Below are 18,212 nucleotides of genomic sequence, written 5' to 3' on the forward strand. Positions count from 1 at the left end.
GGCTGGCATCCGGGCGGCCGCACGAACGTCTGCGGGAAAGCCTCCGCTGGGTTGCCGTGGGGGCAGCGGGAGCCCATGGAATGGGCATGCCCACGCCTCGCCCCGCCGGGACCGAAGTGTTGTGGAAGCTGCTCTTCCTCGCCTTCGCCGCCGTCGTGGGCAGCTTCTTCGCGACCAGCCTGATCGTCCAGCGATCGTCCGCGGTCATCAGCGATCTCTCCAAGGAGATCATCTACAACTCGGCGCCGAGCATCGAGCACCTCGCGCTCGTCCGCAGGGCCGTGCTGGAGGCCGAGCTGGTCCTCGCCCGGTTCATCAACGAGCCGACGCACCGGGGGGAGCTGGACCGGGAGCTGGAGACGGCCTTGTCGGAGGCGAGGGCGGGCATTGGCGAGTACCTGGGCCTGACGGCCCTCCCGGGCGAGCAGGCGGTGAGGCAGGACGTGCAGGAGTCGTGGTCGCGCTTCGAAGCCGCGGTCACGCAGGCCCGCGCGGACGCGGTAGCCATGCGGGAGGGGGCGGAGGGGGCCCTGTTCGAACAGGACGTCGAACCCCCGGGCCGGACCCTCCTCGAGAACATCACGCGCTCCATCGAATGGAACGCGGTCAGGGGACGGGAGCTGGCGGAGCGCATCCGTGAAGCGCGCCGCGAGGCCGTGTGGCTGAGCGCGAGCCTCCACGCGGTGTGCGGCATCCTGGCCGGGGTCGTGGCGTGGTTGCTCTATCGCGAGCTGCAAGGACGCCGCGCGCTCGCGGACGCGCACACGAAGTTCGTCGAGGCGCGAGCGGAGGAGCTGGAGCAGTTCGCGGGCCGCGTCGCGCACGACATCCGGAACCCGCTGTCCTCGGCCCGGATGGCCGCGGAGCTCGGCTTGCGCAAGGCCCCGGAGGAGTCCTCGCGCGCGCCCTTCAAACGCGTCATCCGGAGCCTCTCGCGGGCGGATGTCATCACCGGAGCGCTCCTGGATTTCGCCCGCTCCGGAGCCCGGCCGGATCCCGGAGCCCGGGCCGAACCCCGGGCGATCATCGCCGACCTGCTGGGCGGCTTCGCGGCGGAGACGGAGCAGGCCGGCATCGAGCTGCGTCACGAGCCCGTCCCGCCGGTCCTGGTGGCTTGCAGCACCGGCGTCTACCTGAGCCTGCTCGGCAACCTGATCCGCAACGCCATCAAGTACATGGGCGATGCGACGACCCGGCGGGTCACCCTCCGCGTGGAGGACGCCGAGGGCTTCATCCGCACCAGCGTCAGCGACACGGGGCCGGGCGTCACGCCGGAGCTCCTGCCCTCCCTGTTCGAGCCCTACTTCCGCGTCAAGGGGAGCAGCGCCATCGCCGAAGGGCTCGGGCTGGGGCTCGCGACCGTCAAGAAGCTGGTGGAGGGGCACGGGGGCCGGGTGGGTGTCACGTCCACGCGCGGGAAGGGAAGCACGTTCTGGTTCGAGCTGCCGCGGGCGGGCTCTTCCTCCTGGGACGCCCCCCCGCCGCCATACGACATTCCAGGCACGAGCCCCCTGAACTAGGCCGGCGTGGCAATGCGCCACGGGGGGCTGGCGGATTGCCACGGTCCTCGGGTGATCACTCGGCGGCCCCTGGGGACGGTGGTTCCGGCATGTAGCTTGCTGTGACGTGGGGCCGTGGCGTCCCTGCGCACAACCCGGGCCTTGCTGCTCGGTGCGGATGAGTCCCTGGCGTCGCTGCTGGCGGACGTGCTGGGCGACCTGGGCATCGCCCTGTTCCTGGACGCGGGGGACGCGGCCCGGCCGGACCTGGTGCTGGCGCACGTGGAGCGCGGGGAGGCCATCCTCCCGGTGCTGACGCACGCGCGGGACTGCGCCGCCACCGCGCCCGTCGTCGTCCTGCTGCCCTTCGCGGACGAGCGCCTGGTGTCCCGCGCCCTGTGTCAGGGGGCCCGGGCATGTTTCGCGCTGGGCCGCCCGCTCGATGAGCTTCGCGCCCTCCTGCGCTCGCACTTCCCTCTGTTGGAGACCCCCCATGGGTGAACCGATGGCCGTCGTCACCGTGCTGCGTCCCGTTGTCCCCCTGCGTGAGGCGGAGCGCCGCCCGCTGGCTCCGGTGCCGGACGCGGGGGAGACCTCCCTCTTCCAGGCCGGCCAGGTCCGCGTCACCGGCGATCGGCTCGTCGTGGGCGGCCAGAGCTGGGCGCTGCGCGACGTGCTCCAGGTGGAGACCGCGCGCCGCACCCCGAAGGTGTGGCCCTACCTGCTCGCGGTGGGCCTGGCCGCGGCGCTGGGGCTGCCGCTGTTGTCCTGGCTGTCCGTCAGCGTGTCGGCGCTGAAGGGGGCGTACGAGGCGGGCCTGGGCCTCACCGCGCTGGGCCTCTTCGCGTCCATGGCCGCGCTGCTCGTGGTGGAGGACACCCACTACCTGGTGCTGGGGCTGCCGGGCGGCTCGCGCCGCGTCTTCGGCAGCCACGACGCCCAGCTCATCGCGCGGCTTGCGGGGACGGTGCGGGCCGCGTGTCAGCGGCCGTGAGCTGCTCGCGCACCTGCGCGACGATCTCGAAGGAGCGCAGCCGCGCCGCGTGGTCGAAGATCTGCGCGGTCACCATCAGCTCGTCGGCCCCGGTCTGCTCCAGCAGGGACTGGAGGCCTTCGCGCACGCTGTCCGGCGAGCCCACCACGGTGCACGCCAGCATGTGTTCGATCTCCGCCAGCTCCATCTCGTTGAGCTGACCGTCCATGCTGTCCACCGGCGGCAGCAGCGGGCCCGGCCGGCCCCGGCGCAGGTTGATGAAGGCCTGGAGCAGCGACGTGAAGAGGCGCTGGCCTTCCGCGTCCGTGTCCGCGGCGAAGACGTTGACGCCAATCATCGCGTACGGCTTCTGGAGCACGTCCGACGGGCGGAACTGCGTGCGGTACAGGTGCAGCGCGCTCATCATCTGCGCGGGCGCGAAGTGCGACGCGAACGCGAAGGGCAGCCCCAGGGCCGCGGCCAGCTGCGCGCTGAAGGTGCTGGAGCCCAACAGCCACAGCGGCACGTGCAGGCCCGCGCCCGGCACCGCGCGCACGGCCTGCCCCGGCGTGGCCTCCTTGAAGTAGTTCTGCAGCTCCACCACGTCCTGCGGGAAGCTGTCCGCGCCGCCCAGCCCCCGGCGCAGGGCGGCGGAGGTGCGTTGATCCGTCCCCGGCGCGCGGCCCAGGCCCAGGTCGATGCGGCCGGGGTAGAGCGTCTCCAGGGTGCCAAACTGCTCCGCGATGATCAGCGGCGCGTGGTTGGGCAGCATGACGCCGCCCGCGCCCACGCGAATCGTCTTCGTCCCCCCCGCCACGTACCCGATGACCACCGACGTGGCCGCGCTGGCGATGCCCGTCATGTTGTGGTGCTCGGCCAGCCAGAAGCGCTTGTAGCCCAGGCTCTCCGCGTGGCGGGCCAGGTCCAGGCTGTTGTGGAGGGCGAGGCCGGCGTCGCCCCCGGAGATGACGGGGGACAGGTCGAGGACGGAGAAGGGGATCATCGGGGGGACCCTCGCGCCACGGGGGGCGGAAAAGCCCTTCGATAGCCAGGGCCCCCGGGGTTTTCACGGCATTGACGCGCCGCTCGGGCGCTCGGGCCCTCCGGCCTTCCAGGCGGAGGCCATCCCACCCATCAGCCTGGCTTGTCGCCAGGCGCGCCCGGGGGGGCCGATGCCTTCGAACCTGTCCGACTGTCGGACAGGTTTACGGGCGGTCGCGCCCGGGAGGCTGCTCTTCAGTCGCGCGGGGGGGGGCCTTGCGCTCCGCCTTGGCCCGAACCAGCGCGGCGTGCGCGCGGTCCAGGGTGCCGTGCGGATCCTCCTCGCCCTGCACCGTCACGGCGATGGACACGCACGCGGGCTGGCCGGGCACGTCGTGGAGTTGCTGACGCGCGGCCTCCGCGGCCACGGCGTCCGCTCCGGGCAGCGCGAGCAGGAGGGTGTCCCCCGTCCAGCGCACCACGAAGCCTGGGGGAGGACAGAGGCCCTCCGCGTGCCGGGCCAGCTCGCGCAGCGCCGCGTCGCCCGCGTCATGGCCGCGCGCGCGGTTGACGGCGCCCAGCTCCACCAGGTCCACCAGGAGCAGGCTGGTGGGCAGGCCCTCCCGGCGGCAACGGCCAATCTCCTTGGCCAGCCGCTCCTCGCCCACGCGCCGGGTGTCCAGCCCCGTGAGCGCGTCCTGGCGCAAGAGCTGCTCCCGCTTGCCCCTCAGGTCCGCGCCGATGCCCAGGTCCATCAGCGACAGGAGCTGCGCGACGCCCCCGGGCACCAGGAAGGGCCGCGCCACCCAGCGCACCACGCGCTGACGGGGCCGCTCCAGCGACAGCGTCAGGTGCAGCCCGCGCGAGCTCTCCGCCGCCAGGTCCAGCTGCCGCAGCGTGCCGCCGGGGTCCGCGGTCAGGCTCGCGATGTGCTGGCACAGCGAATCGAAGGCCATGCCCGACAGCCGATCCTCCGGCAGCCCCAGGAACTCCGCCAGCGCCGCGTTGGCGGCGAAGGGCTTGCGGCCCGGCGCCACCACCAGCACCGGCACTTCGAGGGCGCTCACCGCCTCGCGCACCAGCGCCAGCGCCGCCGCCTCCGTGAGCACCGGCTCTGGAGCGCCCTGGGGCCTCGGCGTGATGGGGCGCGGCAGGCCCCGCGCGGAGGTGTGCTCCAGGTTCTCCGCCACGCGGCCCGCCAGCTCCCGCAGCGCGGCCAGGTCCTCGGGGCCCAGCATCAGCGGGCGCGTGTCGATGACGCACAGCGAGCCCAGCACGTCCCCGGTGGAGGTGATGAGCGGCGCGCCCGCGTAGCTGCCGACGATGCCGTCGCGCACCAGCGGGTTGTCCCGGAACACCGGGTGGCGCGTGGCGTCCGGCACCACCAGGGCCTCGCGGCCCTGCACCACGTGGTGGCAGAAGGCCCAGTCGCGCGGCGTGCCCCGGTCCTTCGCGAGCGCCGCGGGCAGCCCCACGTGCGCCTTGAACCACTGCTTGTCCCCCAGCACCAACGTCAGCAGCGCGACGGGCACCCCGAAGGCCTGCGCCACCTCCGCCACCAGGTCCTGAAGCTCCTGCTCGGGCAGGCTCGGGTCCACCAGCTTCAGATCGTCGATGCGCGCGAGCCGCCGCTTCTCCTCGTCCGCGTTGAGCTCCAGCTGGCCGTGGCCGGCGAGCTGACCCGCGAGCGCGCGCCTCACACCGTCGCGCATCGCCTCCGGCCCCGCGCGCCGGCTGAGCAGCGCGTGGATGCCCAGCGCGTCCTTGAGCTGCCATGCGCGCACGCGCAGCTCGTCGAACGCCGTCACCACCATCACCGCCGTGTGGCGCGCATCCGAGCGGCCCCGCAGCCACGCCAGCAGCGCGAACCCGTCCACCCGGGGCAGGGCCAGATCCGTCACCAGCAGCGTGGGAGCACCCCGCAGACGCACCAGTTCCTGGGCCTCCGCGCCGTCGCGCGCCACCACGCCCTCCAGCCCCTCTTGTTGTGCGAGCGCGAGCAGGCCCGCGGCGCGGTGGCGATCCGGTTCAGCGATGAGGGCGTAGCGGGACATGTGGGTCCACCCATGCTGCCACGCGTGTCGCCGTTGCGTACCCTGGCCCTTTGTCCAGATGAGGGCCGCTCGTCCATGGGCCGACGGTGCGAGTCATGCTCGGGGGTTTCCACGAGCGTCGGCGCCCGCGTCAGGACCGGGGCTTACCCGGCAGCGAGCGTGAGGCCCCGGGGTCCGCCGTGCCCGGAGCCGCGCCGGCATTGACGGCTTCGGAAGGCGCGGAGGCCGTCTCGCGGGGGAACCGGCCGAACAGGCGCTTGAGGGCGCCGCTCTGCCGCTGGAGATCCCCGGTGCGCGCCACGGCCTCCGCCAGCGTCACCAGCGCTACACCCACGACGGCGGGCAGGAGCGGCACGACCCAGCCCGGGTCCGCCAGGAGCCAGCCCACGAACACCGTGTGCCCGACGATGAGCAGCGAGGCCTGGGCCACCACCGCGCCCAGGCTCCTCGCGCGGCCCCTGCGCCACAGGAGCAGGGCCAGCACCAGCGCCGTCTCCACCTGCCCCAGGATCGCCGCGGGCCAGGTGGCTCGCAGCACCCGGCCGGTGCGCAGGTTGTCCATCGCGAAGGCGTGGATCTCCACGCCCGGCACCGCGAGCTGGCCGGGCAGGGTGCTCTGGCCATGCAGCCCCGTGGCGGTGACGCCCACGAACACCGTCTTCTGCCGGAGCGTCAGGTCCAGCCCCACCGAGGACGGCCCCGCGGCCAGCACGTCCGCCAGGCTCACGCGCGGCAGCCAGTCCGGCGCGGGCAGCCGCATCAGGGGCGCGCCGTCGTCGGTGGCCGCCACACGCAGGAGCGCCTCCGAGCGCTCCGGCCACAGGCGCAGCGCCGTCGCCAGCGCGAGCGAGGGCCACGCCTTGCCCGCCACCCGCACCGCGTAGGGATAGCGCCGGATGACGCCGTCCTCGTCCGGCAGCACGTTCAACATCCCGCTGCCCCAGGCCGCCAGCCGCAGCGGGGCCAGGTTCGTGGACAGGCCCTTCGCGCCCAGCCTCAGCCGGTCCGCGTCCAGGGGCACCGGCGTCAGCGGATCTCCCGCCACGGGCACGCCGCCGGTGTCCTCGTCCAGCGCCATGCTGCCCAGGATGACGGTGCCCATCCCGGAGAAGGCCTCCGTTAGCCGCGCGTCGCCGTCCTGCGCGTACAGCCGCGCCTCCAGGTCGCGGGCCAGCGACGCGCCCGCGGGCGTGTCCACGAGCCCTGTCGCGCGCAGCTGCTCCAGCACGTCCTCGCCCAGGTCCAGCGCGTCGCGGGACTCCGGCGCGTCGAAGAGGACGTCCACCACCACCGCGTTGGGACGGTAGGCCGCCAGCGCCTGGAAGGCCTTCGCCCAGGTGGCGCGCGACAGCGGCCAGCGCTCGCCCAGCGCCGCGAGCGCGCGGTCGTCCACCTCCACCAGCACCAGGTCCGCGGTGGGGGGCAGCGGCGGCAGGAGCCGGCTCACCGCGAAGTCGTACAGGGCCCGCTCGCCCGGGCCCGGCGCCCCGCCCGTCACCGCCGTGCCCACCGCGAGCAGCAGGCCCACGCCCACGCCCAGCCACCGAGGCAGGGCGGGGGAGGACAGCCACGGGGACCTGGGACCGCGAGCAGGCAGCGTCATCTCATCCGGCGACGTCGAAGCTGAAGATCTTCGACGGGTAGCCTACGAAGCCATCGGCATCCACCGCCAGCACCCGCCAGAACCACTTGCCCGCGCCCGGCGCCACCGCCGCGTCCACCGTGGGGTTGGCCGACTCCTGGACCTTCACGCCGCCCGCGAAGTCCGCCGTCGCCCCCAGCTCCACCCGGTACACCTTCGCGCCCGGCACGGCCTTCCAGACGAGCGAGGGCGCCTTCGGGTACGTGCCGCCCCGGGGCCGCTCCAGCACCGGCGCCGCGAGGAGCGCACGGGGCGCCTCCGGCGCCTGGCCCGGCCGGGCCCGTGAACCGAAGCCCGCGTCCACGTCCACGGAGCCTGCTTCCGCGCCCAGGGCCACCTTGCCCTCCAGCGTCTCCACGCGGCTGGTGCCGTCCTCCTGCTGGGACACGCGGAAGCGCGTGCCTCGCACGCCCGCCACCGCGCCGCGCGTGCGCACCTCGAAGGTGGAGCCCGTGCCGCCCGGCGCCGCCTGCGTCTCCACCGTGCCCTTCACCAGGTCCAGCAGCACCTTGCGCTGGCGCTCGGCGGTGAGCTCCAGCGTGCCCAGGCGCACGGCGCTCCGGGGGGACACGAACAGGAGGCTGCCGTCCGCCAGCGACAGCTCCGCCCGGCCGGTGTCATCCGTCGCTACGAGCTCGCCCGCGTACAGCGCGTCCCCCGCGAGGCGCGGCGTGGGCTGTCCCTCGCCGGTGCTCGCCGTCACCTGTCCGCTGGCCGTGCGCAGCCGGGCCACCGCGACCTGCGTGGGGCGCTCCACGTACGCGAGCTGCAGGTGGCCCGGGGTGTTGGCGTCGGCCGGGGGCGCCACGAAGGACACTCGCGTGCGGGGGACGCCGGCGTTCACCAGCACCTCCGCCGCGGCCTTCGCCACCGCCAGGCCCTGGCCATTCAGCCGCTCCGCGTCCGGCAGCTTCGCGGCCACGGTGAGGCCGCGGATGGCGGGGCGCGCCTTCACGGCCTCCGCCACCTCGCGCAGGCAGGCCTCTGTGCGGGGGCCCTTCGCCTCCAGGGGCTGGCCCGTCGTGAGCCGCCCGTTGTTGAACGTCAGCCCGCCGCAGGCGCTGTCCGCCTCCGCCGCGAGCCCCGCGACAGGCGAGGCCGACAGCAGCAGCGACAGCAGCAGGGGGGCGCCCGCCTTCTTCACGGCGACACTCCTTCCGCCTGGCCGGCGGTCTTCAGGACGTTGAACTCCACGCGGCGATTGTTCTCCCGGCCCTTCGCCGTGTCATTGGTGTCCACGGGCTTCGTCTCACCCTGGCCCACCGCCTCCAGGCGCTCCGCCGCGATGCCGGCCTTCTGGAGCCAGCTGACCACGGTGTCCGCGCGCCGCTGCGACAGGTCCAGGTTCTTCGCGTCGTCGCCCTGGCTGTCGGTGTGGCCCTCCACGCGAACCCGCTCCAGCTCCGGGTGGGTGCGCAGGAGGGACGCCACCTGCGACAGCAGCGGGAACGACCTGTCCAGGATGACGTCCTTGCCGGTGGCGAAATACACCTTGTCCAGGATGACGATGCGCGTTCCCTCCAGCCGCACCTTCGACGCGCCCTTGTCCGGGCACCCATCCTCGTCCTTCACGCCGTTGATGACCTCCGCCTCCAGCGGGCACTGGTCCTCCGTGTCCGGGATGCCGTCCTTGTCGTTGTCCGGATCCGGGCAGCCGTCCTCGTCCTCGAAGCCGTCCTTGTCCTCGGCGGCCGTGGGGCAGCGGTCCTCCGCGTCCGGGATGCCGTCGCCGTCCGTGTCGATGGACGCGGACGGCAGGGCGAGCGCGGCCGGAGGCGGGGCGCCTTCCGAGGCCTGCTTCGACTCCGGCTTCGACTCCGGCACCGTGTCCGGGCAGCCGTCGTCGTCGCGGTAGCCGTTCATGGTCTCTGGCTCGGTGGGGCAGGTGTCGCTCACATCCGGGATGCCGTCGTTGTCGTCATCCGGATCCAGGCAGCCGTCGTCATCTTGGAAGCCGTCGAAGTCCTCGGGGCCCAGCGCGCAGGTGGGGGCCCGCGCGGCAACCACAGGAGCCGGGGTGCTGCCGCCCGGCGTGTAGGCCAGCCCCGCGAGCACGCGGAAGGCGGGCGTGCCGTAGCCGCGCGTGAGGCCCGGCCCGGCGCCCACGTGCGCGGCGAAGCCCTGGGCGAAGCGGTACTTCACCGCGCCCAGCAGCTCCAGGGGGAACTCCTCCTTGTCGGATTCCGACAGGCCCAGCGCGCCCGCGAGCGTGGCCTGCGCGGACAGCGCCTGGGTGATGGGCACCTCCGCGCCCACGCCGAACGCGAGCTCGCTGCCCACGCGCAGGTTGCGCAGGTCCTGCGCCTTGCGGAGGTTCACGCCCACGTTGGCGAGCAACCGCAGCGACGGCGTGGCCCACTCGCCGGCCACGCGAGGCTGGAAGGTGAGCCCCTCCGCGCCCAGGAAGTGGTCCCCGCCGCCGGTGGGCAGGGTGAAGGGCGCGACCACCGCCAGGTTCAGCGCGCCCTCGTTCAAGAGCGCCAGCTTGGGCACCACGCGCAGATCCCCCAGGCCCGCCGTGCCCACGCCGTCCGCGAACTGCTCCGACACGACGCCCGCGGGCTGCGACCCGGTGACCGTCAGCGGCAGCACCAGGCCCACCTCCAACCGGTCGAAGAGGGACACCGCGCCCATCAGGTCCAGCGACACCTGCCGCTCCACGATGCGGTAGACGAACGTCTCCTCGCGCGGGTCGTAGAAGTTGAGCGGATGGTGCGCGTAGTTGAGGGACGCGCCCACGTTCCACGTCAGGTGCGGCGCGACGCGGGCGCTGTTCAGCCCGAGCACGTCGTACGCGCCCGGCCCCGGCTTGTACTGCTGCACGTCGATGGCCTGCGACACCGACGCCTGGGCCTGTGCACGCGACGCGACGCCCAGCGACAGGCCCGCCGCCACCGTCACCGCCAGCCCCCGGCCCGCGCCGGACCGGCGGCGACGCCCGAGGAACGGCACGGACAGCAGCCCCAGCGCCAGCGGGAGCAGGCCCCCGGCACCGCCCGTCGAGCAGCCGCGGCCCAGCACCTGGAAGTCATCGTCGGGGTCGAGCGGGTCTGTGCCGCCCTTCACCTCGACGCCGTCGGACACGCCGCCGCCGTCGGTGTCCGCGTTGTTGGGGTCTGACTCGCTGGCGTCGCGGATGCCGTTGGCGTTGGTGTCCTCCTCGCCGTCCGACAGTCCGTCACCGTCCGTGTCGCTGGCCAGCGGGTCGGTGGGGTTCTGCCCGCGCACCTCGATGCCATCGCCCAGACCGTCGCCGTCCGTGTCGGCCTTGCGGCGGTCGGTCTCCGTGGCCTGGGTGATGCCGTCGTGGTTCACGTCCTCCTCGCCATCCGTCAGGCCGTCATTGTCGCTGTCGGTGTCGAGCGCGTCGATGAGGCCGTCGCCATCGGTGTCGACCAGACCGTCGATGCCGTCCGGCAGGCCGTCGCCGTCGCTGTCCGGGTTGAAGGGGTCCAGGCCCAGCTCCAGCTCGGTGGCGTTGTCCACGCCGTCGCCGTCCGCGTCCACGTCGTCGGCGGCGTCGAGCGGGTTCGTCTCACCCGGGTCCACCTTGCCGTTGTGGTTCTTGTCCTCGAAGCCATCCCAGACGCCGCCGTTGTCGGTGTCGGCCTTGAGCGGGTCGGTGGTGGTGGAGGGGTCCGCGTCCGCGACGAAGAGGGCCGGGTCGGTGCCGGAGCCCTGGGGCGCGGTGAGGCCCAGCTCCAGACCGTCGGAGAGGCCGTCGGAGTCGGAGTCCGCGAGGGTGGGGTCGGTCTCCGAGTCCTGGGTGATGCCGTCGTGGTTGGCGTCTTCGTTGCCGTCGAGCACGCCGTCATCGTCGGAGTCGTCATCCAGCGGGTCGGTGCGGCCGGAGTGGACCTCCACGCCGTCGGAGAGGCCGTCACCATCCGTGTCGGCGTTGCGCGGGTCGGTGCCGTGCTGGGCCTCTTCCGCGTCGGTGAGGCCGTCGTTGTCGGCGTCGTCGGTCGCGGACCAGGACCAGGTGGCAGGGGATTCATCCACGTTGCCCGCGGCGTCCGTGGCGCGCACGGCGAGCGTGTGGGGGCCGGACGTCACGGTGAAGACGGCCGGATCCGCGCAGGACGTGAACGGACCGTCATCCAGGCTGCACGCGTAGGTGACGCCCGTCTCGTCGGAGTCCAGGTCGAACGTGGCCGGATTCGGCGCGTCGTTGGCGGCCGGACCGGAGCGGATGAAGGTGTCCGGCGCGGTGGTGTCCACGGTCCACGTGAAGGTGGCGGGCGTGGGGTCCACGTTGCCGGCCGCGTCCACCGCGCGCACCTGCACGGTGTACGTGCCGTCCGCGAGGTCGGTGCGCGTCTGGGGGCTGGTGCAGGGCGCGAAGGTCCCCGCGTCGAAGCGGCACTCGAAGGTCACGGTGGACTCGTTCGAGGTGAACTCGAAGGAGGCGTCGCGGTTCGAGGTGACAGCGAGGACGGACGCGGTGAGGACCGTGTCCGGCGCCACGAGGTCCACGCTGAAGGTGACGCTCGTGGACGGGCTGACGTTGCCGGCCGCGTCCACCGCGACGACGCTGACGGTGTGCGCGCCGGTGTCCAGCACGGGGCCCGGGGTGAAGGTCCAGGTGCCCGTGTCGGAAGCCATGGCCGTGCCCACGAAGACGCCATCCACCGTCACGCGCACGGTGGCGCCGGCCTCCGCGGTGCCGGCGTAGGACACCGCGCCCGTGTTGAAGATGTCGCCGTTCGCGGGCGAGGTGAGGGCCGGGGCCTCCGGGAGGCTCAGGTCCACCGTCCACGTGTACTCGGCCGGCGTCGGGTCGGCGTTCCCCGCCGCGTCCACGGCGCGCACGGCGAGGGTGTGCTCACCCTCGGAGAGGGTGTCGAGCGTGAAGGGGCTGTCGCAGGAGTTGAACTCCCCGTCGTCCACGCTGCACTCGTAGCCGATGCCACCGCCCGTGGAGCTGAACTCGAACGTGGCGCTGGGGCTGTTCGACGGCTGGGCGGGGCCGGACTCGATGGTGGTGTCCGGCGCGTCGGTGTCGATGGTGAAGGTGAGCGACACGGGCGGGCTGGTGTTGCCCGCGGCGTCCGTGGCGGTGGCGCTCAGCGTGTGCGCGCCGTCCGCGAGCGTGGCCTGCACGGGGTAGCTCCATTCGCCCTGCGCGTTGACGAGCACGGGGCCCAGCGGCGCGCCGTTGTCGAGCACCAGGTACACGGTGCTGCCCGGCTCGGCGGTGCCGGTGATGACGGGCGAGGCGGAGGTGAGCACCTCGCCGCTCGTGGGCTGGAGGACGACGGGCGCGTCGGGAGGCGTGAGGTCCACGGTCCAGGTGTAGCTGGCGGGCGTGGGGTCCACGTTTCCGGCCGAGTCGATGGCGGCGACGGTGAACGTGTGCGAGCCCTCGTCCAGGCCGGTCGCGGTGTACGGGGAGGCACACGCCACGCTGGTCGCGTCCAGGGTGCAGACGAAGCCGGCGACGTCCGCGTCCGTGCCCTGGAAGGTGAACGTGGCGGACGGGCTGTTGCTCGCGAGCGGGGGCTGCGAGGTGATGACGGTGTCGGACGACTCCGAGTCCACGGTGAAGGTCAGTTGGGACGCGTCGCTGACATTGCCCGCCGCGTCCGTCGCGGTGGCGGTGACCGTGACAGGACCCTGGGGCAGGTCGGTGGCGGGCGTGAAGCTCCAGTGGCCGGAGCCATCCACGGTGAGCGGACCGTAGGAGGTCCCGCCGATGACCAGCGTCACCCGCGAGCCGAGGTCGGCGGTGCCGGTGATGGCGGGCCGCGCGGTGGTGACCGTCGTGTTCGGAGCCGGCGCGGTGAAGACCGGCGCGTCGGGCGCGGCGGTGTCCACGCTGAAGGTGGAGGTGGCGACGGGGCTGTTGTTGCCAGCGGCGTCCTGGGCAACGGCCGTGACGGTGTGGTCACCGTCCGCGAGCGCGGGGCCCGGCGTGATGCTCCATTCACCGGAGCCGTTGGTGGTAACGGTGCCCAGCGGGGTGCCGTCCACCGTCACCGTGACGCGGCTGCCGGGCTCGGCCGTGCCGCTGTAGGTGACGGGAGCGGCATCCAGCACCGCGCCGTTCGCGGGCGAGGCGATGACCGGCGCATCGGGCACGCTGGCGTCGACGGTGAAGGACACGGTGCGAGCAGGGCTGGTATTGCCCACCGCGTCGCGCGCCGTGACGGACACGGTGTGCGGACCGTCCGTGAGCGTGGAGGACGTGCAGGACCACGCGCCGCTGGAGTCAGCCGTCGTGGTGCACAGCACGGTGGTGCCTTCGCGCACGGTGACGGTGCTGTTGGCCTCGGCCGTGCCCGTGATGGCTGGGGTCGACGTGGCGACCTGCTGGCCGGGCGTAGGCGCCGTGACGACCGGAAGCGCCGGGGCGGTGGTGTCCACCGTGAAGGGCACGGACGTGCTCGCCGGGCTCGTGTTGCCCGCCGCGTCCCGAGCGGTCGCGGTGATGATGTGCGGGCCGTCGGAGAGCGTGGAGGACGTGCAGGACCAGGCGCCGGAGGCGTTGGCCGTGGCGGTGCAGAGGATCGTCGTGCCCTCGCGCACGGTGACGGTGCTGTTGGCCTCCGCCGTACCGGAGAGGTCCGGCGTCTGCGAGCCCACCGACTGGTTGGCCGTGGGCGAGGTGATGACCGGAGCCGCGGGCGCGACCGTGTCCACGGAGAAGGGGACGGCGGTGCTGGCCGGACCCGTGTTACCTGCCGCATCCCGAGCGGTCGCGGTGACGGTGTGCGCGCCTTCCGAGAGCGTGGAGGACGTGCAGGACCAGGCGCCAGACGCATTGGCCGTCGCGGTGCACAGGATGGTGGTGCCTTCACGAACGGTGACGGTGCTGTTCGCCTCCGCGGTGCCGCTGAGGATCGGCGTCTGCGTGGCCAGCGTCTGGTTGGCCGTGGGCGCCGTGACGACCGGAGCGACCGGAGCCACGGAGTCCACCGAGAAGGGCACGGCCGTGCTCGCAGGGCCGGTGTTGCCCGCCGCATCGCGCGCCGTGGCGGTGATGGTGTGCGTCCCTTCCGCGAGCGTGGGGGACGTGCAGGACCAGGCGCCGGAGGCGTTGGCCGTCGTGGCGCAGAGGATCGTCGTGCCCTCACGCACGGTCACGGTGCTGTTGGCCTCCGCCGTGCCGCTGAGCACCGGCGTCTTCGTCGTCACGGCCTGGTTGGCCGTGGGCGCCGTCACGACCGGAGCGGCCGGAGCCACGGTGTCCACGCTGAAGGAGGTCGTGCTGGCCGGACCGGTGTTGCCCGCCGCGTCGGTGGCGGTGGCGGTCGCCGTCTGGGCGCCCTGCGGCAGCGTCGTGGCCGACACGCAGGACCACGCCCCGGAGGCATTGGCCGTCGCGGTGCAGACGGTGACGCCGCCCACCACCACGGTGACGGTGCTCCCGGCCTCCGCGAAGCCGCTGAACGTGGGCGTCGTGCTGCCCACCGCCGCGCCACTCGCGGGCGAGACGATGACCGGCGCTGGCGGAGCCGTCACGTCCACCACGAACGTGCGTCCGGCGGACGCGGGGCCGGTGTTGCCCACCGCGTCCCGCGCCGTCGCCGTCACGGTGTGCGGGCCGGACCCCAGCGTCACGCCGGACGCGCAGCTCCAGGCGCCCGTCACGGCGTTGGCCGTCGTGGTGCAGAGGACCGTCGTGCCCTCGCGCACCGTGACGGTGCTGCCTGCCTCCGCGGTGCCCGTGAACGTCGGCGTCGCCGTGTTGAGCTGCGCGTTCTGCGCGGGCGTGGAGATGACCGGGGCCACCGGCGCCGTCGTGTCCACGGTGAACCCCACGGACGTCGTGGGGCTGAGGTTGCCGCTGGAGTCCGCCGCCTGCGCGGTCACCGTGCGCGCGCCATCCGGGAGCGGCACGGAGGGGGTGCAGCTCCAGTTGCCGGACGCGTTCACCGTCGCCGTGCACAGCACCGTGGTGCCCTCGCGAACGGTGACGGTGTTGCCCGCCTCCGCGGTGCCGCTGAAGGTGGGCGTGCCCGTCGCCAGCGTGGACCCCGCCGTGGGCGCCACCACCGTGGGCGCGGGAGGCGCTCCCACCGGCGTCGTCGTGGGGCCGCTCCCCACCGGCGGCGAGGACGGGAACGTCGTCTCCGGCGCTCCCTGCTGCCCGGTGCTGCGCACGAGGGCCTGATTGTCGATGCTCCCCGCGGCCCCCACGTTGATGGTCACCCGGAACATGACGGTCGTGCTCGCGCCGATGTTGATGACGCCGCCCTGGGTGGCGTTGGCGCCCGTGCCCAGGCGCACCGTGAGCCGGCGGTTCGCCGCGTCGTAGTCGCCCTGGTCGTCACCCGTCGCGTCCGTCTTCGCGCCCGCGTTGGCGCCTGTCGTCACCCGCAGCGTGCCCGGCACGTAGGTGACATTCGAGGGCAGGTTGTCCGTGAGCACCGTGAGGATGCCGGAGTCATCCCCCGTGTTCGTCGTCTGCACCGTGTACTCCAGCACGTCGCCGCCGCGCAGGCTGCCGTCCGGCCGCGGCGACACCGGCGCCACGCTCTTTACCGTCTGGATGAAGTCCGGCTTCTGCGTGGAGATGGACGTGATGAACGCGCCCAGCAGGTACTGATCCGCCGTGGAGGTGGCGGACACCGTGGCGGACGTCTGGCCCGCGGAGACGCGCGAGGTGATGTCCACCACGTCCAGGTCCAGGCCCTCGGTGGTGCCGGGCGTGCCGGCGAAGCGCGGCAGGTCCCCTTCGTTGCTCTGCGCCACGCCCAGCCGGCTGCGCGTGCCGTTGAAGAAGTTGTTCACCGGGTTCTGCGCGTCGGACAGGGCCACGCCGTTGAAGTTCAGCGCGTCGCCCGAGAACGAGTTCTCACCCTCGTAGGCGATGACGCCCAGCTTCGCCGTGTAGCCGGAGGCCGGCACCAGGAAGCCGGACAGGGTGGCCGTCGCGCTCACGCCGCTGCTCACCGCATCCAGCCCGTCAAAGAGGGTGAGGTTGCGCAGGGGCTCGCTGGCCAGCCGGTAGAAGACGACCATCGCCCAACCGGAGTAGGGGAGGGTGTCGTCGACGTTGCGGAAGTCCAGCGTGTCCGCGCCAGCGAGCAGGTACGCGCCCGTGCCGCGCTGCTGCACCAGCGCCGTCACGTCCGCCGTGGACTGATAGGTGTAGTTGCCGCTGGACGAGATGCTCCTGCTGGAGTCCGCGGTGACGGCCGTGGTGAACGCGCCCGCGCCCACCCGCGACAGCGTCACGGACGTGCCCGGCTGCGTGGGACCCGTGCGGCTCGGCACCGAGCGCACGGCGCCCCAGTACAGCCGCGCGTACGTCACCACCGCGCCCGCGGGCAGCACCAGCACCGCCTGGCTCTTGGTGTCCGCCGGATCCACCGACGTGTCCGCGAACGCCGTGAGGCCGTCGGTGGTCCAGTGCACGTCGGACGCCTGGTCGGTGATGTTGCTGCCGCACGCCCCCACCGTCCCGACCAACGGCGCCGGGGTGCCGGAGCGGCACTCCTGCGACAGCGTGTTGCCGAACAGGACGAAGTCGCCCCGTTGATCCACCTGGTAGCGCAGCGCCGGAGCGGCGGAGGCCACCTGGGGAAGCAGTGCCAGGAGCACCAGGCACGACACCATCCAGGCACGCGCGAAGGGAGAGGTGACCCGGCCGGAAGCGAGGGTGACGTCAGTAGGAGTGGGGTCCATGGAGCTCCGTCGGTCCGGTGGGGGTGTGCTGGAACCCGCTCCCGCCGTGTGTCCTGGCGCATGCGCGGGCAGGTTCAGGTGCTGGGGGAGCACCGAACCGGGAGGCCTCAGGCGCGGCGTCGCGTCATCGGCGATGGGCGGGGGGGGCGGCACGAAGCACTGGAAAAGCAAGGCCAGGGCCAGTCTCCCGCCGGACGAGCGCGGCTGAATTCTTTCGAGTGTTTGGAATAGGTGACGCGCTCGCACGGAGCGCGTTGTCCAACTTGCGGATCCATTTTCCGGAATCCGGATCCGCTCCCACGCGAGTCCCGGTGCGTCACCCCGGGCCTCGCGAACGGACGCGTCGCGCTCGCGCGGCGACGTCGCCACGAGGGCACCCGGACGTGGAGTGGATCCGCCAACCGCGCGGCTTCAGCGCGGAGCTTCCAGCAATTGCGACACGTGCACGGCCAGGTCCGGCAGCGGCTGGGGCTTGCTCAGCACCAGGTCCACGCCCAGCGCCTGCGCGCGCGTCCCCAGGTCCGGCGTCGCGAACGCCGTCAGCAGCACCATGCGCGTGGCGGGGGAGGACTTGCGCAGCCGCTCCGCGATGATGAGCCCTTCCTCGGACTGCGTTCCGCTCAGGCGCAGGTCGCTGATGACCAGGTCGTACCGGCCGCGCTTCACGCGCTCCAGGGCCTCGTCCAGGTCCGTGGCCGAGTCGACCTCGTACCCGGCGCTGGAGAAGAAGCGGCCCAGGACCCAGCACAGGACCGTTTCATCATCGACGATCAGCAGGTTCCGGGGCACACGGGGAAGCATGAGCAAGGGAGGGGCCAGGGCCCAGGGAATAAAACAAAGAAGTCGTTACAGCCACTTGGCCCGGCGGAAACCTGTCCGCCGCGCGCGTTTGTCCAGGTTGCGGATCCATTTTCCGGAATCCGGACTGAAACAGACAAGGACGGCAGCCCGGCTTTTCAGCGCATGGGGATGGGCTGGGGCTGGTCCTCGTTGGCCGCGGCGGGGATGAGCGCGGACAGGTGGAGGATGAGCACCGGCATCAGCTGCGGCTTGGGCAGCAGCTTGGTGATGCCGCTGCTCCACGCCGAGTGCCGGACCTCGTCCAGGGGCAGCGCCGTCATCAGCAGGATGGGGACGTGCGAGTCCAGCAGGCGCAGGTCGCGAGCGAACCGCAGACCTTCCTCCATGCCGGGCCGGCCGAAGGGATGGTCGATGAGGACCGCGTCGAACAGGTTCGTGTCCAGCAGGCTGCGAGCCTGGGCATCCGTGCGAGCGGTGAGGACGGTGAAGCCCGCGGCCGTCAGGTGACGCGCCGTCGCCCCACGAACCGGGGGCTTCGAATCGAGGAGGAGGATTTTACCGTGCATGCACAGCAACAGTGCAGCGGTTGTGCCACGCGGGGCGTCATGCGCCCTTCCAGTCATTGCAAG

The 18,212-nt window shown here is 72.9% G+C and carries 10 protein-coding genes; 3 read left to right on the top strand and 7 right to left on the bottom strand.

The genetic code is table 11. The features are described 5' to 3' along the window. Positions 1 to 86: 86 nt before the first annotated feature. The 3 genes from D7W82_RS16515 to D7W82_RS16525 all read left to right on the top strand — a co-directional run bounded on the left by D7W82_RS16515 (position 87) and on the right by D7W82_RS16525 (position 2,493). Positions 87 to 1,520 (top strand): HAMP domain-containing sensor histidine kinase, encoded by a 1,434-nt coding sequence (locus D7W82_RS16515; protein ID WP_147439356.1) that lies wholly within the window; start codon positions 87 to 89, stop codon positions 1,518 to 1,520. 114 nt (positions 1,521 to 1,634) lie between these two features. Beyond that, on the top strand, positions 1,635 to 2,000 hold the full coding sequence (locus D7W82_RS16520) for a DNA-binding response regulator (RefSeq protein ID WP_120619275.1): 366 nt from the start codon (positions 1,635 to 1,637) through the stop codon (positions 1,998 to 2,000). Further along, the gene (locus tag D7W82_RS16525) at positions 1,993 to 2,493 is read left to right on the top strand and encodes a DUF6232 family protein (protein ID WP_147439357.1); all 501 of its coding nucleotides are present in this window, start codon (positions 1,993 to 1,995) and stop codon (positions 2,491 to 2,493) included. The genes D7W82_RS16520 and D7W82_RS16525 overlap by 8 nt, the downstream gene beginning before the upstream one ends. On the opposite strand, the gene D7W82_RS16530 is transcribed toward D7W82_RS16525, so the two are convergent. From D7W82_RS16530 to D7W82_RS16560, 7 genes are all read right to left on the bottom strand, one after another. Beyond that, positions 2,444 to 3,475: an LLM class flavin-dependent oxidoreductase gene (locus D7W82_RS16530; protein ID WP_120619277.1), complete on the bottom strand. Its 1,032-nt coding sequence runs from the start codon at positions 3,473 to 3,475 to the stop codon at positions 2,444 to 2,446. The two genes, D7W82_RS16525 and D7W82_RS16530, sit on opposite strands and share 50 nt — an antisense overlap. Before the next feature lie 202 nt (positions 3,476 to 3,677). Next, positions 3,678 to 5,507 (bottom strand): diguanylate cyclase domain-containing protein, encoded by a 1,830-nt coding sequence (locus tag D7W82_RS16535; protein ID WP_120619278.1) that lies wholly within the window; start codon positions 5,505 to 5,507, stop codon positions 3,678 to 3,680. Between the two features lie 130 nt (positions 5,508 to 5,637). Then, positions 5,638 to 7,110, bottom strand: coding sequence for a CHASE2 domain-containing protein (locus tag D7W82_RS16540; protein ID WP_120619279.1), 1,473 nt, complete (start codon positions 7,108 to 7,110; stop codon positions 5,638 to 5,640). Position 7,111: 1 nt separating this feature from the next. Next, positions 7,112 to 8,293 carry a FecR domain-containing protein gene (locus tag D7W82_RS16545; RefSeq protein ID WP_233587659.1) on the bottom strand — a complete coding sequence of 394 codons (1,182 nt, stop codon included), beginning with the start codon at positions 8,291 to 8,293 and terminating at the stop codon, positions 7,112 to 7,114. Continuing rightward, a complete protein-coding gene (locus D7W82_RS42355) occupies positions 8,290 to 16,698 on the bottom strand; it encodes an Ig-like domain-containing protein (RefSeq protein WP_158617679.1) in 8,409 nt (2,802 codons plus the stop codon). The genes D7W82_RS16545 and D7W82_RS42355 overlap by 4 nt, the downstream gene beginning before the upstream one ends. Positions 16,699 to 17,193: 495 nt before the next feature. Further along, positions 17,194 to 17,583 carry a response regulator gene (locus D7W82_RS16555; protein ID WP_120619289.1) on the bottom strand — a complete coding sequence of 130 codons (390 nt, stop codon included), beginning with the start codon at positions 17,581 to 17,583 and terminating at the stop codon, positions 17,194 to 17,196. 155 nt (positions 17,584 to 17,738) lie between these two features. Then, positions 17,739 to 18,149: a response regulator transcription factor gene (locus tag D7W82_RS16560; RefSeq protein ID WP_158617680.1), complete on the bottom strand. Its 411-nt coding sequence runs from the start codon at positions 18,147 to 18,149 to the stop codon at positions 17,739 to 17,741. Positions 18,150 to 18,212: the final 63 nt, after the last annotated feature.

Source organism: Corallococcus sp. CA049B (genome assembly GCF_003611685.1).
In the GTDB taxonomy this organism is placed as follows: domain Bacteria; phylum Myxococcota; class Myxococcia; order Myxococcales; family Myxococcaceae; genus Corallococcus; species Corallococcus coralloides.